Here is a 25,501-nt window from a genome sequence, read left to right on the forward strand (position 1 = left end):
AAAACAGTCAAAATAATTCATATTTGTGCAATTGTAATAAATCATAAGTGAAAATCTTGTGAAAAAGATTGATTGACTTTGACTGTATATGAAAGTATAATAAGCACAACAAATCAAAAACAAGCAAAAATAAGCAGGAGGCAGAAATGATTTACACTGTGACTTTTAATCCGTCACTGGATTACATCGTGTCGGTAGAGAACTTCCAGCTTGGTCTTACCAATCGAACCAGTTCGGAGATGCTTTTGCCGGGAGGCAAGGGAATTAATGTTTCTACAGTTCTTATGAATCTGGGAATTGAGAGTACAGCCCTTGGATTTACAGCCGGATTTACCGGAGATGAGATTATCAGACGTCTTGAGGAGATGGGTGTGAGGAATGGTTTCATCCAGGTAGGGGAAGGCTTTTCCAGAATCAATCTGAAGCTGAAGAGTATAGACGGTACAGAAATCAATGGACAGGGACCGAAGATCGGAACTGATAAGGTGGATCTGCTGATGAAGCAGTTAGGAGAGCTTGGACAAGGCGATGTACTTTTCCTTTCCGGAAGCATTCCATCATCCATGCCGGATGATGCCTACCAGAAGATCATGGCTATGCTGGACGGCAGAGGCGTAAGAATCGCAGTGGACGCGACGAGAGATCTTCTGATGAAGGTTCTCCCCTATCATCCATTTCTTATTAAGCCAAATAACCATGAACTTGGTGAGATCTTCGGCGTAGAACTGAAAGACCGCCAGTCCGTGATCCCATATGGTAAGAAACTCCAGGAGATGGGAGCTGTGAATGTACTGATTTCCATGGCAGGAGAGGGCGCGGTCCTTATTGCTGAGAATGGAGACGTTTATGAGGAGCCTGCACCGAAAGGCAAGCTGATTAATGGTGTTGGAGCCGGAGACTCCATGGTTGCCGGATTTATGGCAGGATATATGGAGAAGCAGGATTATGAATATGCGTTCCACATGGGAATCGCAGCTGGAAGTGCCAGTGCGTTTTCTGAGAATCTTGCTACCAGAGAAGAGATTGAAGCTGTATATCAGCAGATCACAGGAAAGGATCAGGAGGAAAGGAAGAAATGAGGATCACAGATTTACTGGACGTAAGAAGTATTTCGTTAAATGCTGCCCCAGCAGATAAGTCTCAGACTCTGGATGCAGCGGTTTCCCTTATGACCAGAAGTGGCAAGATTAATGATGAGGAAGCGTACCGTAAGCAGGTTTATGCCAGAGAGGAAGAAAGTACTACAGGAATCGGGGAGGGAATCGCCATTCCTCATGGTAAATGTGATGCAGTAGAGAAACCAGGACTTGCCGCTATGGTGATCCCGGGAGGGGTTGACTTTGACTCTCTTGACGGAGAGCCGGTTACCTTGCTGTTTCTTATTGCTGCGCCAAATACAGAGGATAATGTTCATCTGGATGTGCTCAGCAAGCTTTCCATGATGCTGATGGATGAGGACTTTACCAAGAGCCTTCGTGCAGCGAAGACACCAGAGGAATTTCTTGCGATCATTGATCAGGCAGATGAGGAGAAGAAGAGCGTAGATGAGCGTCTGGCCGATATGGGAGAGGCTGAAGCGGATCAGTTTAAGATTCTGGCTGTTACTTCCTGTCCTACAGGAATTGCCCACACCTACATGGCAGCAGAAGGAATTGAGAAGGCTGCCAAGGCGAAGAACTGTTTTGTGAAAATTGAGACAAGAGGCTCTGGCGGAGCCAAGAATGTGCTTACAGAGCAGGAGATTCAGGATGCAGACTGCATTATCGTTGCGGCCGATGCCCAGGTTCCCATGGATCGTTTCGATGGAAAGAAAGTGATTCAGCGTCAGGTTTCTGATGGAATCAATAAGGCTGATGAGCTTGTAGAGCTTGCCATGTCTGGAAACGTACCGGTTTATCACAGCGGAAATGCATCAGCCTCATCACAGAGTCAGAATAAGGCCGGCGGCAGTGTGGGACACAAGATTTACACCCAGCTGATGAATGGTGTTTCCCATATGCTTCCGTTTGTAGTTGGCGGTGGTATTCTGATCGCCATTGCCTTTTTGATCGATGGTCTTATGGTAGATATGAATGCCCTGGATGTAGCCGAGCGCTCTAATTTTGGGTCTATTACTCCGGCGGCAGCTATGTTCAAACAAATCGGTGATGTGGCATTTGGTTTTATGCTTCCGGTTCTGGCGGGATTTATTGCCATGGCAATCGGTGACAGACCGGCACTTGCACTTGGCTTTGTGGGTGGAATGATGGCACACAGCGGAACTTCAGGTTTTCTTGGTGCTCTGGTAGCTGGTTTTGCAGCAGGATATATTATTCTGGGACTTCGTAAGGTATGTGAGAAGCTTCCGGAAGCCCTTGAGAAGATTGCGCCGGTTCTGATTTATCCGGTTGTTGGTATTCTGATCATGGGACTTCTGATGCTGTTTGTTGTAGAGCCCATCATGGGGGGTATCAATACAGCACTGAATAACGGACTTACCTCCATGGGAAGCTCCAGTAAGATCATTCTTGGACTGATCCTTGGCGGAATGATGGCAATCGATATGGGTGGCCCGTTTAACAAGGCAGCATATGTATTTGGTACTGCAGCGATTGCAGCTGGTAACTATGATATTATGGCAGCCGTTATGGTTGGTGGTATGGTTCCGCCATGCGCCATCGCACTTGCTACACTTCTTTTTAAAGACAGATTTACGAAAGAAGAAAGGGAGTCTGGTCCTACCAACTTTATTATGGGACTTGCCTTTATCACAGAGGGAGCCATTCCTTTTGCAGCAGCCGACCCGCTTCATGTGCTTCCGGCATGTATTGTGGGATCTGGTCTTGCAGGTGCAATGTCCATGGCATTTGGCTGTACCCTGATGGCACCTCACGGTGGAATCTTCGTAGTTCCGGTTATGGGAAATGCAGTGCAGTATGTGAGTGCACTGGTAGTGGGAACTGTTGTTTCCGCAGTGCTCCTGGGAGTTCTGAAAAAGAAAAATGCCTGACAATGGATGTTCAAACAGGCTCTAATATTGGCTGCGGAATGAATGGTAACCCATGTCTGGAAAAGATATGCAGATATAATCGTGTTATTGTGAAGGTCATGAACAGTAACATAATCGTGAATAGTGATTGACACAGAATGTGAAATCCGATATAAAGAAATTAAATAATAAGAAAATCAATAGAGACCAAAGATAAAAAGAAAAATGGAGGAATGAATCATGAGAGAATTTAAGTATGTTGTAACAGACCCGGAAGGAATCCACGCACGTCCAGCAGGAGAACTTGTAAAAGCAGTAAAGGCTTTTTCTTCTGATATCAAGATCGCAAAGGGCGGCAAGGCTATGAACTGTAAGGCAATCTTCGGAATTATGGGACTTGCAGTAAAGAAAGGCGATGAGGTTACTCTTACATTTGAAGGCGCAGATGAAGACGCTGCATATGAGGCAGTGAGCAAATTCATGCAGGAAACTCTGTAAGACAGGAAGGGGACATACCTGCGGGTATGTCCCTGTTTGTTTGTAAACAGCCTGTCAAAGTGATATTTGCGTGAGTCTTTGGTAAGTATCACGAGAACGGGAAATGCTGTAAGGAGCGTTTGGTCTCCTGTCAGCAGATCAAATAAGTGGGAGAGAAAAAATGCAGATATATAATGGAAAAAGTGTTTTCGGTGGTATTGCCATCGGTAAGATCAGCGTATATCAGAAAAAAGAGCAGCAGGTTAAGCGTGTGAAGATTGATGATCCAGAACAGGAGATGGCGCGCTATGAGAAAGCTAAGGCAGAAGGGATTAAACAGCTTCAGGGACTTTACGATAAGGCCTTGAGAGAAGTCGGGGAAGCCAATGCAGCAATCTTCGAAGTTCATCAGATGATGATGGAGGACGATGGATATAATGAATCTGTAGAGAATATCATTCGCAGCCAGGGCGTAAATGCAGAGTATGCAGTGGCAACTACAGGTGACAATTACGCGCAGATGTTTTCTGCAATGGATGACGATTATATGAGAGAGCGTGTGGCAGATGTTCGTGATATTTCTGAGCGGCTTCTCACCATTTTAAATGGAGAAGAGACAGGGGCTGTAGATGCAGACGAGCCGAAGATCATTGTGGCAGAGGATCTGGCGCCATCAGAGACTGTACAGCTGGATAAGGATAAAGTTCTCTCTTTTGTTACAGTGAAAGGCTCCTTGAATTCCCATACAGCGATTCTTGCAAGGACCATGGCGATTCCTGCACTTGTAAATACTTCCGTGTCTCTTGAGAGTGAGATGGATGGCAGACTTGGAATTGTAGACGGGGCAGACGGTACATTTTATGTAGATCCGGATGAGGAGACTCTGGCAGAGATGAAGAAGCGCCAGGAAGAAGATCTTTCCAGAAAGCAGCTTCTTTTGACCCTTAAAGGAAAAGAGAACGTTACACTTGACGGACAGAAAGTAATGCTGTACGCTAATATTGGCAACATCAAGGATCTGGCAACAGTCATTCAGAATGATGCTGGTGGAATCGGTCTTTTCAGAAGTGAGTTTATTTATCTGGAGAAGGAAGATTTCCCAACAGAGGAAGAACAGTTCCAGATTTACAGACAGGTTGCACAGACTATGGCAGGCAAGAGAGTGATCATCCGTACATTGGACATTGGTGCAGACAAGCAATGCGATTATTTCCACATGGAGCATGAAGAGAATCCGGCACTGGGATGCAGGGCAATCCGTATCTGTCTGACAAGACCGGAGATTTTCAAGACACAGCTTCGTGCTTTATTCCGTGCCAGTGCATTTGGCAAGATCGCAATTATGTATCCTATGATCACCAGCGTACAGGAAGTGCGTAAGATCAAGGAAATCGTAGAGGAAGTGAAAGCGGAGCTTACCTCTCAGGGCGTAGAGTTTGGTAATCCGGAACAGGGAATTATGATTGAGACTCCGGCAGCAGCAATCATCAGTGATGATCTTGCGAAAGAGGTTGATTTCTTCAGCATCGGAACCAACGATCTCAGCCAGTATACTATGGCAATCGATCGTCAGAATCCTCAGCTTGACCTGTTTTTTGATCCTCATCATCCGGCAGTGCTGCGCATGATTTCCCTGGTTATGGAGAATGCTCATAAGGCTGGTATCTGGGCTGGAATCTGTGGAGAACTTGGTGCTGACCAGTCACTTACAAAAGAGTTTCTGGCAATGGGAGTGGACGAGCTTTCTGTTTCACCGGGAAGTATTCTTCCACTGCGTAAGATCATTCTGGAAACCAATGTTACAGATTATAAGGCGGGAAAAGAATGTTAACACAGCAGCGACATGAGATCATTTTGGAGCTTCTGAGAGAGAAAGGAAGTATTACTGTCACAGAAGTGAAGGATCTTTTAGATACATCAGAGTCAACAGTGCGAAGAGATATTACCGCACTGGATAAGGAAGGCAAGCTGGAGAAAGTTTTCGGTGGTGCCGTGGAACTGAAGGAGCGGGTAACTGCATATGAATATTCAGTTGCCGAGAAAATGGGACTGAAGCTGGAGGAGAAGGACCGGATCGCAAAATATGCAGCAGGTCTTATCCAGGATGAGGATTTTGTCTATATTGATGCAGGTACTACTACTGGGGATATCCTGAAGTTTCTTAAGGTTACAAGGGCAGTATTTGTTACCAATGCAGTGGTACATGCCCAGACACTGGCAGGAAGAGGCTTTAAGGTTCTTCTTGTAGGTGGAGAGCTGAAGAGCACTACAGAAGCAGTAATTGGTAATCAGGCTATGAATACGATTCGTGGTTATCATTTTACCAAAGGCTTTTTTGGAACCAATGGACTTACCAGAAAGAGTGGCTGTACTACCCCGGATGCCAATGAAGCGGCAGTTAAAGCAGCTGCCATGGAGCAGTGCAGGGAGTGCTATGTGCTCTGCGATAGTTCCAAGTTTGACAATATCAGTTCTGTGACCTTTGCAGATTTTTACAGATCTACGATAATTACAGACAGGATTCCGTCTGGCTATGAAGATTGTGCTAATATTATAGAAGTACAGAAGGAACAGTAACTGTCTTGTTACTGTTCACTGGTAACGTTCCGCGAGGTGTTTTTTGTGAACAAAGTTCACAGAAAACCCGAGAATTAAGTTTGCGCAGCAAACGCTACTTCTTGTGCTTGTCACAAGAAGGTTCGTCTTTCTGTGCATCGCGAAGCGTGTTACTGTGAACGGAGTGAACAGTAACACTGTCTTTGGAATTGCAGGAATGATTTTTTTAATATACTCTGGATAAAGTGTTCCTTTCATAGTATAATAGTCCACAGGATTTCTGACAGATAAAGGTTGGGAGTTCTGTGGATTTTTATGGAATAGAAAATATGTTGGAATCCCCTGTTATGTACTAGCAGAATACATGAGGTAGAGCTATGATAAAACTGATCGCATCAGATCTGGATGGTACACTTCTGAAAGAAGGCACCATGGATATTAATCCGGAAATTTATGACATTATCCGAAAGCTGAAGGCTAAGGGAATTGTATTTGCGGCTGTCAGCGGCAGAGAATATGACAGTATTGAAAGAGTGTTTGCACCTGTGAAAGATGATATTTATTTTATTGCAGGAAACGGTGGAATCATTTCCTATCAGAGAGAGATTATTGAGAAAATGGCAATTCCTGCCGATATACTCAAAGAGGTTGTGGAGTATGTGAGAGCCCAGGAGGGAGCTTCTTTCATGACAGCAGGCAGTGCCCAGGCATACGTGGAGCGGGCAGACCAGGCTTTTGTGAAGAAACTTCGGGAAGGGTACAAGCTTCATGTAAATGAAGTGGACGATGTACTGAATGCTCCAGAAACTATGACAAAAGTTGCCATGTACAATGAAGAAGTGGATGCAGCTGTAGGAGCAGAGGAAGCGAAGCGGCGTTTTGGAGATAAGATTCAGATCATGGCTTCCGGTGATTACTGGGTGGATTTCGTGGATGTACATTCCGGAAAAGGAAATGCTCTTCAGAAACTTTGTAACCGTCTTGGAATTACGAAGAGAGAAGAGGTTGTTGCTTTCGGAGATAACTGCAATGATGTGAGCATGCTTCTGGAAGCTGGAAAGAGCTATGCAGTTACTACTGCCCGCGAGGAAGCCAAGCAGGCCGCCAGATACGTACTGGAGAAACCAGGTCCGGACAGCGTACTGAATGTGTTAAAGATGATTTTGGAGTTATAAGAGAAAAGAAGAATAAAGAAATGGGAGTACATTCAATTTTGTAATTCCATTGGAGAAATCTTTGATATTGTAGTGGAAGATATGATTCATCAATCAAAGGGATTACAGGGATAAAAAGTCCGGGCTGTGTGGAGCAGTCCGGATTTTTGTGGGGCAAAATCAGGCAAGAATCCTTCCATCTGTGGAGATGGTGTACACCTGCCATGGAAGAAATTTTCCGCTGGCTTTCATGGCATTTATGGCTGCATTCTGGATTCCGCCGCAGCATGGAACTTCCATACGCACGATGGTAACACTCTTGATATTGTTCTGACGGATGATTTCGGTGAGCTTTTCGCTGTAATCTACAGAGTCCAGTTTCGGACAGCCGATAAGAGTAATCTTACCTTTGATAAAATCTTGATGGAAGTTTGCGTAAGCATAGGCTGTGCAGTCTGCAGCAATAAGAAGGTCAGCATCGTCAAAATATGGAGCATTGATGGGAACTAACTTAATCTGTATCGGCCACTGTTGAAGCTGGGAGTGTGCTTCCAGCTTTTTCTTATTTTCCAGAACTGCGGCTTCGTCGTAAGCAGCTGCCTCCTTTTCTACAAAAGAAATGGCATTTGTTGGACAGGCAGGGAGGCAGTCTCCCAGACCGTCGCAGTAATCTTCCCGAAGCAGTTTTGCTTTTCCATCTATAATTCCAATTGCACTTTCGTGGCAGGCGCGGGCACAGAGCCCGCAGCCGTTGCATTTTTCTTCATCTATATGAATGATTTTTCTGATCATGAGAGTATCCTCCTTATCCCAATAACGTTTTCAAATCTTCCTCTGGCGTAGTAATCGCAGCAATCCCAAAGTTATCTATCAGATAATTGAGCACATTCTGTGATAAAAATGCCGGAAGGGTCGGGCCGAGACGGATGTTTTTGATTCCAAGGTGAAGCAAGGTAAGCAGAATGGAAACTGCTTTCTGCTCATACCAGGAGAGCACCATGGAAAGAGGAAGCTCATTTACCCCACATCCAAATGCTTCTGCAAGAGCGGCCGCAACTTTGATCGCGCCGTAAGCATCATTGCACTGTCCCATATCCATCAGTCTTGGAAGCCCACCGATGGTTCCAAGGTCCAGATCGTTAAATCTGTATTTTCCACATGCAAGTGTAAGAATTACAGAATCAGAAGGAGACTGCTTTACAAAATCGGTATAGTAATTGCGTCCGCTTCTTGCGCCGTCGCAGCCTGCTACCAGGAAGAAGTGGCGGATAGCACCTGCTTTTACAGCTTCAATTACCTGATCTGCAACGCCAAGAATGGTTCCATGGGAGAAGCCGGTTGTAACGGAAGTTCCGCCGTTGATTCCGGTAAAATGCTGGTCTTCCTGATATCCGCCAAGCTCCAGGGCACGCTGGATAACTGGTGTGAAATCTTTTTCTTCATTAATGTGAACAGTTCCAGGGAAAGTGACAGTTCCTGTAGTAAATACCCGGTCCATGTAGCTTGGTTTCGGCGGCATCAGGCAGTTTGTGGTAAAAAGAACAGGAGCTGGGAGCTCTGCAAATTCTTTTTGCTGGTTCTGCCATGCAGTACCGAAGTTTCCTTTCAGGTGACTGTACTTTTTCAGTTCCGGATAAGCATGACAGGGAAGCATTTCACCGTGGGTGTAAATATTAATGCCTTTTCCTTCTGTTTGTTCCAGAAGAAGTTTCAGGTCATGGAGGTCGTGACCGGTAATGACGATGAATGGGCCTTTTTCCACAGTAAGAGGTACTGTAACAGGAGCTGGTGTGCCGTAAGTGGCAGTGTTAGCGCGGTCAAGAAGCTCCATGCAGGAAAGATTGTATTTACCTGTTTCCATTACAATAGGAAGAAGCAGGTCCATATCCCAGTCCTCGCCCAGTGCAAAAAGTGATTTTGCAAAAAATTCATTTACTTCTGTGTCAGTATAACCAAGTGTCATTGCATGGTAGGCATAAGCTGCCATTCCACGGATTCCAAAGAGAATCAGGGATTTCAGGGAACGGATGTCTTCCTGGGCGTTCCAGAGAAGCTTCATATCGTAGTCGTCGTTATGTCCGCAAGGGGAAGCGCAGCCGCCACAGTCTGGGCGAAGCCGGGCTTTTTCCTGGTGGATGCGGTCTGTGATTTCTGCGATGGCTTTGTCATCGAAGCTTACGTTGGTAAGGGTAGCAAATAGACCTTCCACCATCAGTTTCCATGTGGTTTCTGCAAGTGGTGTATTCTCATCTGCTGCATGGGCAAGTCCGATGAGAGCTCCGGTAAGTTCATCCTGAAGTCTGGCTGTATCCGCGGTCTTTCCACAGACTCCTTTGGCACCTGTACAGCCGGTACATCCGGCTGTTTGTTCACACTGAAAGCAAAACATGTTCTGTTCCATAAATAGTTTCCTCCTGAATTTGATCATATTGTTCTATAAGATATAAGTATTTCGTGAAAATAAGTTGATTGGTTTCTGAATGTTTTGTAATTGCGAAAGGAAAAGTAACAGGAAATTCTTTTCGCTTCGCATGAGAAAGTCAGAGATGGATAATTTATTTCTGCCTCCGCCCTTGACTTTGTACGCATACTATAATATAATCCAACCAACAAGTATGTTGTTATAACAACAAAAGGAGAAAAATGAATTATGAATTTCTTTCCAGGACTTTTCTCTTTCAGGGAACAAGTCCAGAAGAAACAAAGCACATGCTTTCCTGTCTGAAAGCCACTCCGCAAAGCTATGCCAAGGGCAGCACGATCTGGCAGGTGGGAGACCAGGTGAAGACGATGGGACTTGTGCTTAACGGCAGTGTTCATATTGAGAGCATTGACATGATGGGAAACAAGAGTATTCTGAATCGGATTGCGCCAGGCCAGGTTTTCGGAGAGACATATGCCTGCATTCCAGGGGAAAAGCTGCTCATAGGGGTGACGGCTGCAGAGGATTGCCAGATCCTTTTTCTGGAGGTGGGAAAGATTTTTCACACCTGTCCGGATACCTGTCCCTGCCATGAGAAACTGATCCGTAACATGCTGATGGTCATGGCGAAGAAGAACCTGGAACTTTCCAGAAGAAGCCTTCATACGGCACCGAAATCCATCCGGGGGAGGCTGCTTTCCTATTTTTCCCAGGAGATGGTGCAGCAGGGCAGCAGCCAGTTTATGATCCCCTTTAACCGGCAGGAACTGGCTGATTATCTTGGAGTAGACAGAAGTGCGCTTTCCAATGAGCTTGGCAAAATGCGAAAAGAAGGGATTATTGAAGTAAACAGAAACCAGATCCATTATCTGGAGCGTGTTTGAAAAAGGCTTTATAGCAGGAGGGAAAATTTAAAATGAATCTGACACCATATTTTAAAAGTATTATCGATCAGGATGTTGCATCCGTTGTCATCTGCAACCTGAAGCATGAAATTATCTACATGAATCCGAAGGCTGTGGAGAGTTATCATAAATGGGGTGGTGAGGCACTGCTTGGAAAAAGTCTTATGAATTGTCACAATCCGAAGTCAAAGGAAATAATTGAAAAAGTGGTTGCCTGGTTTGAAGAAGATAAGGAGCACAACCGGATCCATACTTTTTATAATGAGAAACAGGCGAAGGACGTATATATGGTAGCCCTGCGTGATGAGGACGGAACTTTGATAGGCTATTATGAGAAGCATGAGTACCGGGCACGGGATGAGGAACCGTATTACAATTTCTGAAGCTAAAAACATGTTACTGCTTACGACCTGACCAGCAGTACGCTTCGCGATGCACAGAAATCATGTATTCGCATGATTTTGCGTCGCAATTTTCGGGTTTTCTGTGAACAGGAACAAAAACATTAATTAAAAAATGAGTGGGAAAAGAAACTAGAGCGTGTTTGAAAAAGGCTTTCTGCAAGATGTGCGTCACAATTTGTGGGAGATTTTGCCCGGATGAGGGCGTCGTAGCGGGCTACGACAACCGAATTCGGGTGAAATATACCGCAAAGTGGGGCGTGCAGATTGCAGGAATGATTTTTCAAACAGGCTCTAAGACGAGCGAAAACGACAGAGGCTTGTTTTAGTTTCTTTTAAGGTATAAAAAAAGTATATGAGTTTATTCGTAATCAGATAAACTTCATATACTTTTTCTTGTAATCCTGTCAGCTGAATACTGCAAATAATGCCCCAAAAAGTCCTGCACTTGCAGCGCCCATAATAAGACCAGCCAGAATGACACCAAGCATTACAGCCAGAACACTTGACTTAAAGTCCATGTCCAGAAGGCTAGCAGCCAGGGTTCCGGTCCAGGCACCTGTGCCGGGAAGAGGAATTCCTACGAAGAGCAGAAGCGCTACGAATAATCCGCGGCCGGCCTTTGCCTGAAGGGCCTTTCCTCCTTTTTCCCCTTTTTCAAGACAGAAGGTAAAGAAGCGCCCGATCACCGGTTTATCCTTGCCCCACTCCAGAACCTTGCGGGCGAAGAAATAGATAAAAGGTACTGGAAGCATGTTTCCGATAATGGCGATAATGTACGCCGGAACCAGCGGAATTCCGAAACCTACAGCATACGGAATCGCGCCACGCAGCTCGATCAGCGGTACCATAGAAATGAGAAAAACGATTAAATAACTTTTCATGTTTAAAATCTCCTCTAATTTCATTCCAATAACATCTGGGTTATTATACACGAAAAAAATAGAATTGAACAGAGCAAAAAAAGAAATTACTATATTAATACAGGAAAAAGAAAGATTTTATTCCAAACCTATTGACAGAAGTTATTTAAATGCTATAATAAAAACAAACATATGAATAATTGTTCATATGAAAAAGAGAACATTTTCAAAAGGAGACCACTACCATGAAAAAAACTTACAAGATTGATGTTGACTGCGCAAACTGTGCAAACAAGATGGAGGAAGCTGCTAAGAACACTGCTGGTGTTAAGGATGCGACTGTAAACTTCATGACTCTGAAAATGATCGTTGAGTTTGAAGATGGACAGGAGCCGAAGGCTGTTATGCAGGAAGTCCTGAAGAACTGTAAGAAAGTAGAAGACGACTGCGAGATCTTCTTATAAAAACAATGAGGAAAAGCAGTTACTAGAGCGTGTTTGAAAAAGGCTTTCTGCAAGATGTACGTCACAATTTGTGGGAGATTGCGGGAATGATTTTTCAAACAGGCTCTAGGCACAGAGTGAACAGTAAGACAATAACCGGACAGGATGTATTCTGTTCAGTCACGCAAATGAATTAAGCGAATATGTCGCGTGCCAGCGACATCATTATAATGGAGGCCGTGCCCTCAGGGCATGTGAAAGAATATGAACAAGAAGCAGAAAAAAGTATTGACCAGAATTATTATTGCTTTTGTCCTTTTGGTTTTGCTGCGCTTTCTTCCGGTAGATGGCTTTCTTCGAATGGCACTTTACATGATCCCATATCTGGTGATCGGTTATGATATTCTGAAAAAAGCGTTTAAGGGAATTAGGAACCGTCAGGTATTTGATGAAAACTTTCTGATGGCAGTTGCCACAATTGGTGCCATTGCTCTCGGCGATTATCAGGAAGGCACTGCGGTTATGCTGTTTTACCAGATCGGAGAACTTTTCCAGAGTTATGCCGTTGGAAAGAGCAGAAGAAATATCAGCGAGCTGATGGATATCCGTCCGGATTATGCAAATATCCAGCAGGACGGCAAGCTGGAAAAGGTAGATCCGGACGAGGTAGAGATTGGAACTATCATTGTGGTTCAGCCGGGAGAGAAGATTCCAATTGACGGAATGATTGAAGACGGAAATTCCACATTAAATACAAGCGCATTGACAGGAGAAAGCCTTCCGCGAGATGCAAAAGTGGGAGATGAGATCATCAGCGGCTGCATTAACATGACAGGTGTATTGAAAATCCGCACCACGAAGGAATTTGGTGAATCTACGGTTTCCAAGATCCTGGACCTTGTTGAGAACTCCAGCTCCAAGAAATCCAGATCTGAAAACTTTATTTCAAAATTTGCAAGATATTATACCCCGGCAGTCTGCTACAGTGCTCTGGTACTTGCAGTTATTCCGCCTCTTTGCAGAATGCTGTTTATGGGACTTTCTCCGGAATGGGGAGACTGGATCTACCGTGCCCTGACGTTCCTTGTAATCAGCTGTCCATGTGCACTGGTGATCAGCATTCCCCTCAGTTTCTTTGCTGGAATCGGTGGTGCCAGCAATCAGGGCGTTCTGGTAAAGGGCTCCAACTATCTGGAGACACTTTCCCAGACGAAGATTGTTGTTTTTGATAAAACAGGTACTATGACAAAGGGCGTATTCGAGGTCAGCGGAATCCACCATAATGAGATGGAGGATGCAAAGCTTCTGGAATATGCAGCATATGCAGAGTGCTCTTCCTCACACCCCATCAGCAAGAGCCTTCAGAAAGCATATGGCAAGCCAATTGACCGCAGCCGTGTCACAGACATTGAGGAAATCGGTGGAAACGGTGTTATTGCAAAGGTGGACGGTGTGTCTGTAGCTGCCGGCAACGCGAAGCTGATGAACCGTCTTGGTATTGCGTACAAAGAGTGCCATCATGTAGGAACGGTTGTCCATATGGCTGTGGATGGAAAATATGCAGGTCATATCCTGATTTCTGACATTATCAAACCTCATGCCAAAGAGGCAATTGAGAACCTGAAAAAAGCAGGCATTACAAGAACGGTTATGCTCACCGGTGACGGAAAAAAAGTAGCAGAGTCTGTAGCAGCTGACCTTGGAATCGGAGAGGTTCACAGCGAGCTTCTTCCTGCGGATAAGGTTTCCAAGGTGGAAGAGCTTCTTTCAAACAAGTCTGAAAAAGAGAAGCTTGCCTTTGTTGGAGACGGAATCAATGATGCACCGGTTCTTTCAAGAGCGGATATTGGTATTGCAATGGGGGCGCTTGGTTCTGATGCTGCAATCGAGGCGGCTGACGTTGTTCTGATGGACGATGACCCGTTGAAGATTGGGAAAGCCATTCGCATTGCCAAGAAGTGTATGCGAATTGTATATGAAAATATTTATTTTGCAATTGGCGTGAAACTGATCTGCCTGGTACTTGGTGCCCTCGGCATTGCAAACATGTGGATAGCCATTTTTGCAGATGTAGGAGTTATGGTACTGGCAGTGCTCAATGCAATCCGTACTTTGTTTGTGAAAAATCTTTGATGATGATATCGAGGTATTCAGAATGAAAAAAGACATAGATAAAGAAGTGGAAATCTGTGATTGCTGTGAGGTTCATGAAAATCTTCTGCAAATTGTAAACGAGACCATCCCGGAGGAAAACGAGCTGTATGATCTGGCAGAGCTGTTCAAGGTGTTTGGAGATTCTACCAGGATCCGGATCCTGTTTGTACTTTTTGAAGCAGAGGTGTGCGTGTGCGACCTGGCAAAGGCATTGAACATGACCCAGTCAGCTATTTCCCACCAGCTTCGTATCCTGAAACAGAATAAACTGGTAAAAAGCCGCAGGGATGGAAAATCTATATTCTATTCTCTGGCAGATGAGCATGTTCGGACAATCATTGACCAGGGAAGAGAGCATATAGAGGAAGATTAGAGGTTGACTTCTTAACGGCAATTTGGTATATTAACTACACATATGGATTCTGTGAGGGAGTAGTTTGCGTGAAAACGTGGTTTGTCAACAGTCGCGGCTTTGATCGGATCTGATTCTGGCCTGGCAAATCTTAAAGAATGAGACTCATGTATGCATGTTATGGCATACATGGGTCTTTTTACATTTGCGGCAGATGTGATTCCAAAGAAGAAGGCTTATGAAGTAAATGCTGTTTTGTAGCATTCATTTTGCAGAAAGCCTTTTCAAACACACTCTGGAGAATTTGTAAAGGTAAAAATATGCGGATAACAAAAGGAGAGTATTATGCAAAATATTATTAATGGATTGCCAATTGCAGCTGTTATTCTGCTGCTGGCAGTGGGATTTGCTTTTCTGGTAAAAGGGGCTGACTTTTTTGTGGAGGGAAGTTCCAGCATTGCGAAGAAGTTAAAGGTTCCGCCCATCATCATTGGTCTTACGATTGTGGCTATGGGAACTTCACTGCCAGAAACAGCCGTGAGTGTGACTGCTTCTCTGGTACAGAATAATGAACTTGCGGTCAGCAATGTAGTAGGATCCAATATTTTTAATCTGATGTTTGTAATTGGTGTCTGTTCAATTCTGACGCCGATTATGGTCCAGAAAGCAACTGTGGTAAGAGATATTCCCTTGTCTTTAGGCTGTGCACTATTTCTGCTTGTACTGGGAATTTCAGGACTGGGAGATAAGACGGGAATGACGCTGGGTCATGCAGATGGAGTTATTTTCCTGATCGTGTTTGCAGGATACATTTTCACAATGGTACGAAGCGCAATGAAAGCGCGTGCTGCAGGACAGAAGGTTGAAATAGAAGGCGTTGAAGAATGTGACAATATGAAAGAGCTGTCATACGGCAAAAGTATTCTCTTTCTGATCGTGGGTGCAGCTGCAATTGCTTTTGGCGGTGACCTTACCGTTGATACAGCCAGCAGGATTGCAATAGAGCTTGGAATGAGCCAGACTCTGGTCGGGCTTACCATTGTGTCTATCGGAACTTCACTTCCTGAGCTTGTAACCTCTGTAGTTGCAGCAAGAAAAAATGAAGTTGATATGGCTGTTGGAAATGCAGTCGGATCCAATATTTTCAATATTCTGATGGTTCTTGGAATCTCATCTGCTATCAGTCCGGTAGCGTTGATCCGGGAAAACATAATCGATATAGTGCTTCTTATGGTATTTTCGGTTATGGTCTGGATCTTTGCAGGAACCAGGAAAAAAATTGAGCGCAAAGAGGGTATTATAATGGTAGTGGTATATTTGGTTTATTGCGCATATATTATTGCCCGTTAATAAAAGCAGAAAAAGCTTTCATCTATCCCGCAAAGGGAGAGATGAAAGCTTTTTTTGATTGGACAACAGGTAAAAATCAACGCTTATATAGTAAAACACCTTGCGGAACAGTACCTATTAAATAGTGATAAATATGCTGAAAAAATTAAAACATATTGCTCATAAAAATTTCCAGACCAATTGCAATAAGAATGACGCCGCCGAGAATATCCGCCTTGTTGGAAAGCCTGGTTCCGAAGCGTTTTCCAAGGGAAAGTCCGGTCATGCAGATAAAGAATGTGACTATGGCAATGATCAGGGAACAGACAAGAGCCATCAGCCAGTCATACTCTGAGATGGTGAATCCTACGGACAGGGCATCAATGGAGGTTGCAATGCCCTGAACGAAAAGGGCTTTGGGACCAACTCCCGGAATTTCATCACCCTCATCGGTTCCCCGGATACCATTGATCAGCATGGAGCCTCCGATATAGCAAAGAAGGATCAGCGCAATCCATGGAATAAATTTCTCAAATGTCCGGAAGTATTCTACAATGGTGTGGACACATAACCATCCGGTCATTGGCATGATGGCCTGAAAAGCACCGAATGTGCCCGCAATGCCGCACATTTTTTTCATGCGCATCTTGGGCTCGTGAAGGCCGTTTGCCAGGGACACAGAAAAAGCATCCATTGCAAGTCCGACTCCAAGCAGGGCGCTGTTCAGAAAAAACACAAAACTGTAGTTCATTTTTACATTCCTCCGTAATGTATTTTATTGCTGGTTTCCATTTTTTAATTTGCTATGGAAACAGATCGTTTAGTAAAGCCTCTTACAGCATGAAAAAAGACCCAATATATAACCACAGGCTATATATGGGTCATCTGCATTCTTATAAAAGGACAGACTCCATGTATAGCATAACGTTATACATGAGTCTCGCAATTTAATGCAAGCCAGATCGAAACACTGCTTTAAAAGCTGCTGTTCATTCAGTGAACAGCAATCTATACAAACAGATTCATACGGTCGGTATGTTGACTTGCCACGCGTCTATGGACACGCTTGCTACTCCCTCACAGGGAAACCTTGTTTTGTAACTTTATCAGATAATGATAAAATTGTCAATAATTTTTCTCAATAATATTGACATCCTGATGATATTAGAATAAACTAACTCCTGTAACATTAATGATAAAATTTATCATTAGCAGACGAATTTTATCAAAAATGGTTGCTGCTTAGTTTTGAACAGCAACAAAAATCTTACATATGGGAAAAGAGGACAAGTACATATGACATTAAAAGACCTTCCCATCGGGAAAACTGCCACAGTTACAGTAGTAGGAGGAGAGGGTGCCCTGCGGCAGCATTTCCTGGATATGGGAATCATTCCCATGGCTGACGTGACCATGGTAAAATATGCACCTATGGGTGACCCTGTTGAAGTCAGGATACATAGCTATGAGCTGACCCTGCGTCTTGCAGATGCTGCCCAGATTCAGATTGATAATGTAAGGGATGAAAAAGAACAGAAACGAGGCAGCCGTGTCAGGGCGATTCCTCATCCAGGTCTGGGCGAGGGCGGTAAATATCATGAAAAAGCAGATGAACATCCCCTTCCTGACAGTGAGCTTCTTACCTTTGCGCTGGCAGGAAACCAGAACTGCGGTAAAACAACCCTGTTTAATCAGTTAACCGGCTCCAGTCAGCATGTAGGCAACTTTCCTGGAGTTACTGTAGACCGCAAGGATGGTATTATCCGTGGAAAAAAGAATACTCTGGTGACAGACCTGCCGGGAATTTACTCCATGTCCCCCTATACCAGCGAGGAAATCGTAACCAGAAGCTTTATTCTGGAACAGCATCCAAAAGGAATTATCAATATTGTGGATGCAACCAATATTGAGAGAAATCTATATCTTACCATGCAGCTGATGGAACTGGATGTTCCTATGGTCCTGGCATTGAATATGATGGACGAGGTAAGGCAGAATGGCGGTTCTGTACGTGTGAACCAGATGGAAGAGGCGCTTGGAATTCCTGTAGTACCTATTTCAGCAGCGAAAAATGAAGGTATTGATGAATTGGTTGCACATGCCATTCATGTGGCAAAATATCAGGAAAAACCAAAGCGGCTGGATTTCTGTGATGCAAACGATGACGGCGGAGCCGTTCACAGATGTCTTCATGGAATTATGCATCTCATTGAGGATCATGCTCAGCAGGCAGATATCCCGGTACGTTTTGCTGCCAGTAAGCTGGCAGAAGGGGATGAACTGATCTTGGAAAAACTTGGACTGGATCAGAATGAAAAAGAAACCCTGGAGCATATTGTAAAGCAGATGGAGACGGAGCGTGGGCTTGATCGGTCCGCAGCGATTGCCCATATGCGCTTTGATTTTATTGAAAAGGTCTGTGCGGAGACCGTGATTAAGCCTCATGAGAGCAAGGAGCATCTGCGTAGTCAGAAGATGGATAAAATACTTACAGGTAAATATACAGCTATTCCATGCTTTGCAGGTATTATGGCTCTGGTTTTCTGGCTGACCTTTGGTGTGATCGGAAAGGGACTTTCGGATCTTCTGGATATGGGAATTACCTGGCTGACTGCAGTGGTGGATCAGGCAATGACTGCCTGGAACGTAAATAATGTGCTTCATTCTCTTGTGATTGACGGTATTTTCAATGGAGTTGGAAGTGTGCTCAGCTTTCTGCCGATTATCGTCACCCTGTTTTTCTTCCTGTCACTTCTGGAAGACAGTGGCTACATGGCCAGAGTGGCATTTGTAATGGATAAGCTGCTTCGAAAGATTGGACTTTCCGGACGAAGCATTGTCCCAATGCTTGTAGGCTTTGGATGCACAGTTCCCGGCGTTATGGCAAGCAGAACCCTGCCCTCAGAGCGTGACCGTAAGATGACGATCCTCCTTACTCCTTTTATGAGCTGTTCGGCAAAGCTTCCTATTTATGCTTTCTTTACAGCTGCCTTTTTCCCGAAATACGGTGCACTGGTAATGATAGCACTTTATTTCGGCGGAATTATTATGGGAATCCTGATGGCACTGATTTTTGGAAAAACCATGTTTAAGGGAGAAGCGGTTCCCTTTGTAATGGAGCTTCCTAATTATCGTCTTCCAGGTGCAAAAAACGTTGGCCAGCTTCTTTGGGAAAAAGCAAAGGATTTTCTTCAGAGAGCCTTTACTGTTATTTTTGTGGCAACCATTGTGATCTGGTTTTTACAGACCTTTGATCTGCATTTGAATATTGTGACAAATTCCAAAGACAGTATTCTTGCAGTACTTGCCGGATTTATTGCACCGATATTTGGGCCTCTTGGCTTTGGAGACTGGAGATTTTCCACAGCTCTTGTAACAGGTTTCATGGCAAAGGAGAGCGTGGTTTCCACATTGTCCATATTATTTGGAAGCACAGCGGCACTGGTGGAGGTGCTTTCTCCGCTGGCAGCAGTGTGCCTTCTTACCTTCTGCCTTTTATATACCCCTTGTGTAGCCGCAATCGCTTCTGTAAAACGTGAGCTTGGCGGAAAGTGGGCAGCAGGAGTGGTGATCGGTCAGTGTGTGATCGCCTGGATTGCGGCATTTTTGGTAAAAATCGTCGGCGTTTTGATCGGATTTTGAGAAAAATGACTATTTTTCATTTTTGTTAAAAATAATATTGACTATTGGTCATTTTGGGTTATACTATAGTACGAAAGAAATGAATTTAAGGAGATGACATCAATGGTCAAAGTAGGAAAATGGATAGCCAAGCATAAGGTCCTGGTGCTTTTGATCGGACTTTTGCTGGTAATCCCGTCTGTGATCGGAATCGCAGAGACGAGAGTCAATTATGATCTGTTAAGTTACCTTCCGGATACCCTTGAGACAGTAAAAGGTCAGGATATTCTGGTGGATGAGTTTGGTATGGGCGCCTTTTCCATGGTAATTGTGGAGAATATGGATATGAAGGATGTCCAGAAGCTGGAAGAGAAATTCAGTGAAGTAGAGCATGTAAAGGATGTTCTCTGGTATGATGATGTGGCGGATATCACTCTTCCGGTAGAGATGATTCCTGAGAAGTACAGAAAGGTATTTATAAATGGCGATGCAACCATGATGCTGGTTCTGTTCGATAATACCACATCTTCAGATACTTCCATGGAAGCTATCACAGAACTACGTAAGATTGCCAACGAGCAGTGCTTCCTCAGTGGCATGACAGGAGTTGTTACAGATATTAAGAACATTGCCATGCAGGAGCTGCCGATTTACGTTGTGATCGCGGCGGTACTCAGTCTGATCGTTCTGGAGCTGACAAGCGGATCCTTTGTTGTTCCGTTTTTGTTCCTGCTCAGTATCGGACTTGCTATCCTTTATAACCTGGGAAGCAATATTATTCTGGGCGAGACCTCTTATATTACACAGGCACTTACCGCAGTACTTCAGCTTGGTGTTACCATGGATTATTCCATTTTCCTTCTGAACAGCTACGAGGAAAATAAGAAGCGGTTTCCTGGAGAAAAGGACCGTGCCATGGGTCATGCCATTGCCAATACTTTTAAGTCTGTAGCTGGAAGCTCTGTTACCACAGTAGCCGGCTTCGTTGCACTTTGTGTTATGACCTTTGCTCTTGGACGTGACCTTGGTATTGTAATGGCGAAGGGCGTTATCATTGGTGTTATCTGTTGTGTAACCGTTCTTCCCGCACTGGTTCTGTTTTTCGACAAACCAATCGAGAAAACACAGCATAAGCTGCTTTTGGCCAGACTGGATAAACCGTCTGCATTTATTACGAAGCATTACAAGCTTTGGACTGTGATTTTCCTGGTGCTTCTGCTTCCGGCTATTTATGGAAACAATCATACAAAAATTTACTATAATATTGCAGAATCTCTTCCATCCACTTTGGATTGCAACATTGCCAATGATGAGCTGGAGAAAACTTTCGCAGTAGGCAATATCCATATGATTATGATGGATAAGAATATGGACTCCAAGCAGAAACAGCAGATGTTAAATGATATTGATAAGGTTGAGGGTGTGAAGTGGAGTCTGGGTATGAATTCCCTGATCGGACCTACCGTTCCGGAGTCTATGATCCCGGATGATCTGAAGAAGATTTTCAAAGGAGATCAATATGAGCTTGCATTTGTATGCTCTGAATATGGTTCTGCTACAGATGAGGTAAATGCCCAGCTTGCAGAAATTGATAAAATAGTAAAGAAATACGATAATACTGCAATGGTAATCGGTGAGGCACCGCTTATGAAAGATCTTCAGGATACCACAGATGCCGATCTGGTTCGTGTAAATGTAATCTCCATCGGTGCCATTTTCCTGATCATTATGATTATCTTTAAATCAATTTCCCTTCCGATCATTCTGGTTGCGGTTATTGAGTTTGCGATTTTTGTCAATATGGCCATTCCGTACTATCAGGGAATCAGCCTTCCGTTCGTTGCAAGTATTGTTATTGGTGCCATCCAGCTGGGTGCAACCGTTGACTATGCGATCCTGATGACTACCCGTTATCAGAGAGAGAGACAGCACGGTAAGAATAAGATGGAAGCCATCAGCATTGCCCATAAGACCAGCATGCCGTCCATTATCAGCAGTGGTCTCAGCTTTTTCGCAGCAACCTTCGGTGTTTCCTGTTATTCACAGGTTGAGATGATCGGTTCTATCTGTACATTGCTTGCCCGTGGTGCGATCATCAGTATGGTAGTTGTACTGTTTATCTTACCAGCTATGTTTATGATCTTCGATAAACTGATCTGTGTTACATCTATTGGTTTCCTTGGAGATAAAAAGGCAGCCAAAGCGAAATAAAACATAATCAGACGTCCTGGGAGCGCTGATTACGCTCAGAACAGCCGGCTTTGGAAGAAATCCGTTACGGTTCGCTCCGTGACAAGTAACACGCTTCGCGATGCATAGAAATCCTGCTTCAGCAAAATGAGGCAGGATTTTTTTGTTGAATAAAAGAGCAGAAAACGTTATAATTGTGTTGCATTTTAGAGCCTGTTTGAAAAAAGATTCCCGCAAATTGTGACGTACATTTTGCAGAATGCCTTTTTCAAATACGTTTTAGGAAATGGAGTGATTTGTACATGACACTAGAAGAAATCCTTGCCCAGGTGCAAATGGGAGGACTTTCTCCGGAAGCAGCAGGGAAGCTGATTCGACAGGATGGTTACAAGGAAATGGATTATGCCAAGCTGGATACGGGGAGAAAAGCCCGTACTGGTTTCGCAGAGGTGATTTACTGCAGCAATAAGGCAGATGCCCATTTGCTGAAAATATTTGAGCGTTTATATATGGAAGAGGGAGAAGTACTTGGAACAAGGGCTTCCCAGGCACAGTATGAGCTGGTGAAGGAGAAGTTTCCGGAAGTTCAGTATGACCCTGTTTCCAGAATCCTGAAAATAGAGAAACCAGATAAGATTCATGAGGGAAAGGTGGCTGTCTGTACTGCAGGCACTGCAGATATTCCAGTGGCCGAGGAAGCAGCACAGACTGCAGAATATTTTGGAACTCACGTGGAACGGATTTATGATGTTGGTGTAAGTGGAATGCACAGGCTGTTTTCCAGGCTGGAGATCATTCAGGACGCGAATTGTGTTGTGGCTGTGGCTGGCATGGAGGGTGCTCTTGCCAGTGTTATGGGCGGTCTTGTAAGCCGACCGGTGATCGCGGTGCCTACGTCTGTGGGATATGGAGCGAATTTCCATGGATTATCAGCACTTCTGACCATGATCAATTCCTGTGCCAATGGAATTGCCACCGTGAATATTGACAATGGATATGGAGCCGGATATCTGGCAACGCAGATGAACCGGCTGGCGCTTGGTAAGTAAGAGACACAAATTGAAAAGCAATTTGATAAATTTGCAACGAGGAGAATTATGGGAAAATCATTATATCTGGAGTGTTATTCCGGAATCAGTGGAGATATGACAGTGGCAGCGCTGCTGGATCTGGGAGCAGATCAGAAGGTGCTGGAGGATGTACTTGAAAGTATTCCGGTGCAGGGATTTGAGATAAAAGTAAGCAGGGTGACGAAATCCGGGATTGATGCCTGTGATTTCGATGTAATCCTGGATGCAGAGATAGACGGACATGACCATGATATGGAGTATCTGCATGGACATGATCATAGTCATACGCATGGGGCAGAAGAACATAATCACAGTCATACGCATGAGGCAGAAGAACATAATCACAGTCATACGCATATGGCAGAAGAACATAATCACCAGTATGAGCATAGCCATGAGGCAGCTGTAAAGAATGTGGCAGCACATGGACATGATCATGGAGATGAGATAGCAGCACATACTCACGAGCCCCATCGTCATCACAAACATCGCGGTATGAACGAAATCTGTCAGATACTTGCTGACACAAAGATGACTGACGGCGCCAGAGATATTGCTCTTAAAATTTTTCAGATTCTGGCAAAGGCAGAAGCAAAAGCCCACAATGTTCCGGTGGAGGAGGTGCATTTCCACGAAGTTGGAGCTGTGGATTCCATTGTAGATATTTTGTCCGTGGCAGTCTGCCTGGACAATCTTGGAATTACAGAGGTCATTGTACCTGTATTATGTGAAGGAATGGGTACGGTCCGCTGCCAGCATGGCATTTTACCAGTTCCGGTTCCGGCGGTAACCCATATTGTACAGCAGTGTGGCCTGGATCTGCGGATCACTCCGGTACAGGGTGAACTGGTAACTCCTACAGGTGCGGCAATTGTGGCAGCAGTACGTACTTCCTGCAAATTACCGGAGACCTTTGCAATTGAGAAAACAGGTATCGGAGCTGGCAAGAGGACGTATGAGTGTCCGGGAATCCTGCGTGCAATGCTGATTCACCCGGAAGAATCCCATAAACCGGAAAAAACGGTGGGAATTCCGGCAGGAAATGAAAGTGCGGCAAATGAAACTGCTGAAATTTTCAATCGGGAAGCTGCTGCCAAAATTCAGACCGGTGTTACGGAAAGCGCGGATTGTGCAGATTACATCTACAAGCTGGAAACAAACATCGATGACTGCAGCGGTGAAGTACTTGGCTTTGTCATGGAGAAGCTTTTTGAGGCCGGTGCAAGGGATGTGCATTATACTCCTGTATATATGAAGAAAAACCGTCCTGCATGGCTTCTTACCGTAATCTGTAAGGAAGAAGATGTCCCGGGAATGGAAGCTTTGATTTTTGCAGAAACTACCAGTATTGGTATCCGCAGGGTCAAGATGGAGCGCACGATTTTGCCCCGGAGAAAGCGGAAAGTAATGATTCCCTTCGGTGAGGTGGAAGTGAAAATCTGCGGTTCAGAAGGAGCAGAGAAATGCTATCCGGAGTATGAAAGCCTGGCGGAAATCTGCAGAAAGACTGGAATTTCTTATGCAGAAGCCTACCAGATGGCAGTAGATGCAAGTAAGAATCTGGAATGATTGATGTTATTGGTCACGGAGTAACACAGTAACTGATTGATCGCTTCCAGGTTAAATCGCAATATTGCAACCTGGGAAAGAGTATGTTACAATACAGTTTGGCTTTTTTCCAAAAAGAAGTTTATATACGAATGCTTTGGATAAAACAGAAAGCCAAATTTTTCAAAATATAATGGAGTGAATATGAAGAAATATTTAGATAATCTCAGACAGTATCAGTTCCTGTTAAGTGAATTGGTCAAAAAAGGAATCAAGCTGAAATATCGTCGTTCCTACCTTGGTATTTTGTGGTCCATGCTAGAACCACTGCTTTCCATGGTGGTACTGACCATTGTCTTCGGAACCCTGTATGGAAACACGGACAAAACATTCCCTGTATACATTCTTTCCGGACGTCTTCTGTACAGCTTTTATTCCTCTGCAACCAAAGCTGCGCTGAAATCCATCCGGTCCAATGCAGCAATGATCAAGAAAGTGTATGTACCGAAATATCTGTATCCACTTTCAACTGTAATTTATAATTATATTATTTTTCTGATCTCCCTGGTTGTGCTTGCCATTGTAGGCGTGATCCTGGGTGTGAAACCGACTATTTATCTGCTTCAGGCACCGGTTGCCTTGATCATCATTCTGATCCTTTCCTACGGAAGTGGAATGTTCCTTGCAACTATCGGTGTATTTTTCAGAGATATTGAGTACCTCTGGTCTGTTGCCCTGATGCTGATCATGTATACATGTGCCATCTTCTATTATCCAAGCAAGCTGCTGAAGAGTGGCTGGGCATGGATCCTGAAGTTCAATCCTCTGTACTGTACCATTCAGATTTTCCGATCTGCAATCTTCGGAGAGCCTATGTATGCGCCATATGTAATTTATGCAGCTGCATTCAGCGTAGTGATCACCATCATCGGACTTGTATGCTTCAAGAAAAAACAGGATAATTTTATTCTGTACATCTAGAACCTGTTTGAAAAATCATTCCCTGCAGAAAGTATTTTTCAAACACGCTCTAAACTACCATTTACAG

General features: G+C 44.3%; 22 protein-coding genes and 1 pseudogene. 18 read left to right on the forward strand and 5 right to left on the reverse strand.

Annotated elements, in window-relative coordinates:
* Nucleotides 1–146: 146 nt before the first annotated feature.
* From pfkB to ABHC48_RS10000, 6 genes are all read left to right on the forward strand, one after another.
* Nucleotides 147–1,079: a 1-phosphofructokinase gene (gene pfkB, locus ABHC48_RS09975; protein WP_148461884.1), complete on the forward strand. Its 933-nt coding sequence runs from the start codon at nucleotides 147–149 to the stop codon at nucleotides 1,077–1,079.
* Nucleotides 1,076–2,989: a fructose-specific PTS transporter subunit EIIC gene (locus tag ABHC48_RS09980; RefSeq protein ID WP_118579525.1), complete on the forward strand. Its 1,914-nt coding sequence runs from the start codon at nucleotides 1,076–1,078 to the stop codon at nucleotides 2,987–2,989. The genes pfkB and ABHC48_RS09980 overlap by 4 nt, the downstream gene beginning before the upstream one ends.
* A gap of 219 nt (nucleotides 2,990–3,208) precedes the next feature.
* On the forward strand, nucleotides 3,209–3,466 hold the full coding sequence (locus tag ABHC48_RS09985) for an HPr family phosphocarrier protein (RefSeq protein ID WP_118579528.1): 258 nt from the start codon (nucleotides 3,209–3,211) through the stop codon (nucleotides 3,464–3,466).
* 160 nt (nucleotides 3,467–3,626) lie between these two features.
* Nucleotides 3,627–5,276, forward strand: coding sequence for a phosphoenolpyruvate--protein phosphotransferase (gene ptsP, locus ABHC48_RS09990; RefSeq protein WP_195699990.1), 1,650 nt, complete (start codon nucleotides 3,627–3,629; stop codon nucleotides 5,274–5,276).
* Entirely contained in the window at nucleotides 5,270–6,022 is a 753-nt protein-coding gene (locus ABHC48_RS09995; RefSeq protein ID WP_118579534.1) for a DeoR/GlpR family DNA-binding transcription regulator, read from the forward strand. Before ptsP ends, ABHC48_RS09995 begins: the two co-directional genes overlap by 7 nt.
* A gap of 356 nt (nucleotides 6,023–6,378) precedes the next feature.
* Complete coding sequence (locus ABHC48_RS10000; protein ID WP_118579537.1) at nucleotides 6,379–7,176, forward strand: HAD family hydrolase; 798 nt, start codon at nucleotides 6,379–6,381, stop codon at nucleotides 7,174–7,176.
* A gap of 159 nt (nucleotides 7,177–7,335) precedes the next feature.
* Here the strand turns inward: ABHC48_RS10000 and ABHC48_RS10005 are convergent, their stop codons facing one another.
* Together ABHC48_RS10005 and hcp are read right to left on the reverse strand one after the other, a co-directional pair.
* Nucleotides 7,336–7,947 carry a 4Fe-4S binding protein gene (locus ABHC48_RS10005; RefSeq protein WP_173715931.1) on the reverse strand — a complete coding sequence of 204 codons (612 nt, stop codon included), beginning with the start codon at nucleotides 7,945–7,947 and terminating at the stop codon, nucleotides 7,336–7,338.
* A gap of 13 nt (nucleotides 7,948–7,960) precedes the next feature.
* Entirely contained in the window at nucleotides 7,961–9,556 is a 1,596-nt protein-coding gene (hcp, locus tag ABHC48_RS10010) for a hydroxylamine reductase (protein ID WP_243284558.1), read from the reverse strand.
* A gap of 242 nt (nucleotides 9,557–9,798) precedes the next feature.
* On the opposite strand from hcp, the gene ABHC48_RS10015 reads away from it, so the two are divergent.
* A complete protein-coding gene (locus ABHC48_RS10015; protein ID WP_195699991.1) occupies nucleotides 9,799–10,461 on the forward strand; it encodes a Crp/Fnr family transcriptional regulator in 663 nt (220 codons plus the stop codon).
* A 32-nt stretch (nucleotides 10,462–10,493) separates the two neighbouring features.
* Complete coding sequence (locus ABHC48_RS10020; RefSeq protein WP_173719399.1) at nucleotides 10,494–10,865, forward strand: PAS domain-containing protein; 372 nt, start codon at nucleotides 10,494–10,496, stop codon at nucleotides 10,863–10,865.
* Nucleotides 10,866–10,987: 122 nt separating this feature from the next.
* On the opposite strand, the gene ABHC48_RS10025 is transcribed toward ABHC48_RS10020, so the two are convergent.
* On the reverse strand, nucleotides 10,988–11,128 hold the full coding sequence (locus ABHC48_RS10025; protein ID WP_308768423.1) for a DUF6783 domain-containing protein: 141 nt from the start codon (nucleotides 11,126–11,128) through the stop codon (nucleotides 10,988–10,990).
* On the opposite strand from ABHC48_RS10025, the pseudogene ABHC48_RS10030 reads away from it, so the two are divergent.
* Nucleotides 11,087–11,212 (forward strand): annotated as a pseudogene (locus ABHC48_RS10030) (DUF6783 domain-containing protein); the annotation flags it as partial. The gene ABHC48_RS10025 and the pseudogene ABHC48_RS10030 overlap by 42 nt on opposite strands.
* A 78-nt stretch (nucleotides 11,213–11,290) precedes the next feature.
* Here ABHC48_RS10030 and ABHC48_RS10035 read toward each other — a convergent pair.
* Entirely contained in the window at nucleotides 11,291–11,767 is a 477-nt protein-coding gene (locus ABHC48_RS10035) for a small multi-drug export protein (RefSeq protein WP_118579636.1), read from the reverse strand.
* A 224-nt stretch (nucleotides 11,768–11,991) separates the two neighbouring features.
* On the opposite strand from ABHC48_RS10035, the gene ABHC48_RS10040 reads away from it, so the two are divergent.
* The 4 genes from ABHC48_RS10040 to ABHC48_RS10055 all read left to right on the forward strand — a co-directional run bounded on the left by ABHC48_RS10040 (nucleotide 11,992) and on the right by ABHC48_RS10055 (nucleotide 16,045).
* Nucleotides 11,992–12,210: a cation transporter gene (locus tag ABHC48_RS10040; protein WP_118579549.1), complete on the forward strand. Its 219-nt coding sequence runs from the start codon at nucleotides 11,992–11,994 to the stop codon at nucleotides 12,208–12,210.
* 243 nt (nucleotides 12,211–12,453) lie between these two features.
* Nucleotides 12,454–14,322 carry a heavy metal translocating P-type ATPase gene (locus tag ABHC48_RS10045; protein WP_195699992.1) on the forward strand — a complete coding sequence of 623 codons (1,869 nt, stop codon included), beginning with the start codon at nucleotides 12,454–12,456 and terminating at the stop codon, nucleotides 14,320–14,322.
* A 22-nt stretch (nucleotides 14,323–14,344) separates the two neighbouring features.
* Nucleotides 14,345–14,716, forward strand: coding sequence for a metalloregulator ArsR/SmtB family transcription factor (locus tag ABHC48_RS10050; protein WP_148461875.1), 372 nt, complete (start codon nucleotides 14,345–14,347; stop codon nucleotides 14,714–14,716).
* Nucleotides 14,717–15,040: 324 nt separating this feature from the next.
* Entirely contained in the window at nucleotides 15,041–16,045 is a 1,005-nt protein-coding gene (locus ABHC48_RS10055) for a calcium/sodium antiporter (RefSeq protein ID WP_148461874.1), read from the forward strand.
* A gap of 145 nt (nucleotides 16,046–16,190) precedes the next feature.
* On the opposite strand, the gene ABHC48_RS10060 is transcribed toward ABHC48_RS10055, so the two are convergent.
* Nucleotides 16,191–16,775 carry a manganese efflux pump MntP family protein gene (locus ABHC48_RS10060; protein ID WP_195699993.1) on the reverse strand — a complete coding sequence of 195 codons (585 nt, stop codon included), beginning with the start codon at nucleotides 16,773–16,775 and terminating at the stop codon, nucleotides 16,191–16,193.
* 545 nt (nucleotides 16,776–17,320) lie between these two features.
* Between ABHC48_RS10060 and feoB the strand changes: the two genes are divergently transcribed.
* The 5 genes from feoB (at nucleotide 17,321) to ABHC48_RS10085 (ending at nucleotide 25,434) form a co-directional block, all read left to right on the forward strand.
* Nucleotides 17,321–19,666 (forward strand): ferrous iron transport protein B, encoded by a 2,346-nt coding sequence (gene feoB / locus ABHC48_RS10065; RefSeq protein WP_195699994.1) that lies wholly within the window; start codon nucleotides 17,321–17,323, stop codon nucleotides 19,664–19,666.
* Nucleotides 19,667–19,768: 102 nt separating this feature from the next.
* Complete coding sequence (locus ABHC48_RS10070; protein ID WP_195409725.1) at nucleotides 19,769–21,856, forward strand: MMPL family transporter; 2,088 nt, start codon at nucleotides 19,769–19,771, stop codon at nucleotides 21,854–21,856.
* A 281-nt stretch (nucleotides 21,857–22,137) separates the two neighbouring features.
* Nucleotides 22,138–22,884: a nickel pincer cofactor biosynthesis protein LarB gene (gene larB / locus ABHC48_RS10075; protein WP_173774229.1), complete on the forward strand. Its 747-nt coding sequence runs from the start codon at nucleotides 22,138–22,140 to the stop codon at nucleotides 22,882–22,884.
* A gap of 48 nt (nucleotides 22,885–22,932) precedes the next feature.
* Entirely contained in the window at nucleotides 22,933–24,474 is a 1,542-nt protein-coding gene (gene larC / locus ABHC48_RS10080; protein ID WP_195699995.1) for a nickel pincer cofactor biosynthesis protein LarC, read from the forward strand.
* Between the two features lie 183 nt (nucleotides 24,475–24,657).
* Nucleotides 24,658–25,434 carry an ABC transporter permease gene (locus ABHC48_RS10085; protein ID WP_118579579.1) on the forward strand — a complete coding sequence of 259 codons (777 nt, stop codon included), beginning with the start codon at nucleotides 24,658–24,660 and terminating at the stop codon, nucleotides 25,432–25,434.
* Nucleotides 25,435–25,501 lie beyond the last annotated feature (67 nt).

The organism is Ruminococcus sp. 1001136sp1 (genome assembly GCF_039841815.1).
In the GTDB taxonomy this organism is placed as follows: Bacteria; Bacillota; Clostridia; order Lachnospirales; family Lachnospiraceae; genus Blautia_A; species Blautia_A faecis.

Bases quoted from the DNA above. Each gene is read 5' to 3' on its own strand.
- ABHC48_RS10060 (WP_195699993.1), bottom strand. From the start codon at position 16,775: ATGAACTACAGTTTTGTGTTTTTTCTGAACAGCGCCCTGCTTGGAGTC.
- larC (WP_195699995.1), top strand. From the start codon at position 22,933: ATGGGAAAATCATTATATCTGGAGTGTTATTCCGGAATCAGTGGAGAT.
- ABHC48_RS09995 (WP_118579534.1), top strand. From the start codon at position 5,270: ATGTTAACACAGCAGCGACATGAGATCATTTTGGAGCTTCTGAGAGAG.
- ABHC48_RS10035 (WP_118579636.1), bottom strand. From the start codon at position 11,767: ATGAAAAGTTATTTAATCGTTTTTCTCATTTCTATGGTACCGCTGATC.
- ABHC48_RS10005 (WP_173715931.1), bottom strand. From the start codon at position 7,947: ATGATCAGAAAAATCATTCATATAGATGAAGAAAAATGCAACGGCTGC.
- ABHC48_RS10085 (WP_118579579.1), top strand. From the start codon at position 24,658: ATGAAGAAATATTTAGATAATCTCAGACAGTATCAGTTCCTGTTAAGT.
- ptsP (WP_195699990.1), top strand. From the start codon at position 3,627: ATGCAGATATATAATGGAAAAAGTGTTTTCGGTGGTATTGCCATCGGT.
- ABHC48_RS10000 (WP_118579537.1), top strand. From the start codon at position 6,379: ATGATAAAACTGATCGCATCAGATCTGGATGGTACACTTCTGAAAGAA.
- ABHC48_RS10070 (WP_195409725.1), top strand. From the start codon at position 19,769: ATGGTCAAAGTAGGAAAATGGATAGCCAAGCATAAGGTCCTGGTGCTT.
- ABHC48_RS09980 (WP_118579525.1), top strand. From the start codon at position 1,076: ATGAGGATCACAGATTTACTGGACGTAAGAAGTATTTCGTTAAATGCT.
- ABHC48_RS09985 (WP_118579528.1), top strand. From the start codon at position 3,209: ATGAGAGAATTTAAGTATGTTGTAACAGACCCGGAAGGAATCCACGCA.
- ABHC48_RS10050 (WP_148461875.1), top strand. From the start codon at position 14,345: ATGAAAAAAGACATAGATAAAGAAGTGGAAATCTGTGATTGCTGTGAG.
- ABHC48_RS10020 (WP_173719399.1), top strand. From the start codon at position 10,494: ATGAATCTGACACCATATTTTAAAAGTATTATCGATCAGGATGTTGCA.
- hcp (WP_243284558.1), bottom strand. From the start codon at position 9,556: ATGGAACAGAACATGTTTTGCTTTCAGTGTGAACAAACAGCCGGATGT.
- ABHC48_RS10055 (WP_148461874.1), top strand. From the start codon at position 15,041: ATGCAAAATATTATTAATGGATTGCCAATTGCAGCTGTTATTCTGCTG.
- pfkB (WP_148461884.1), top strand. From the start codon at position 147: ATGATTTACACTGTGACTTTTAATCCGTCACTGGATTACATCGTGTCG.
- larB (WP_173774229.1), top strand. From the start codon at position 22,138: ATGACACTAGAAGAAATCCTTGCCCAGGTGCAAATGGGAGGACTTTCT.
- ABHC48_RS10015 (WP_195699991.1), top strand. From the start codon at position 9,799: ATGAATTATGAATTTCTTTCCAGGACTTTTCTCTTTCAGGGAACAAGT.
- ABHC48_RS10045 (WP_195699992.1), top strand. From the start codon at position 12,454: ATGAACAAGAAGCAGAAAAAAGTATTGACCAGAATTATTATTGCTTTT.
- feoB (WP_195699994.1), top strand. From the start codon at position 17,321: ATGACATTAAAAGACCTTCCCATCGGGAAAACTGCCACAGTTACAGTA.
- ABHC48_RS10040 (WP_118579549.1), top strand. From the start codon at position 11,992: ATGAAAAAAACTTACAAGATTGATGTTGACTGCGCAAACTGTGCAAAC.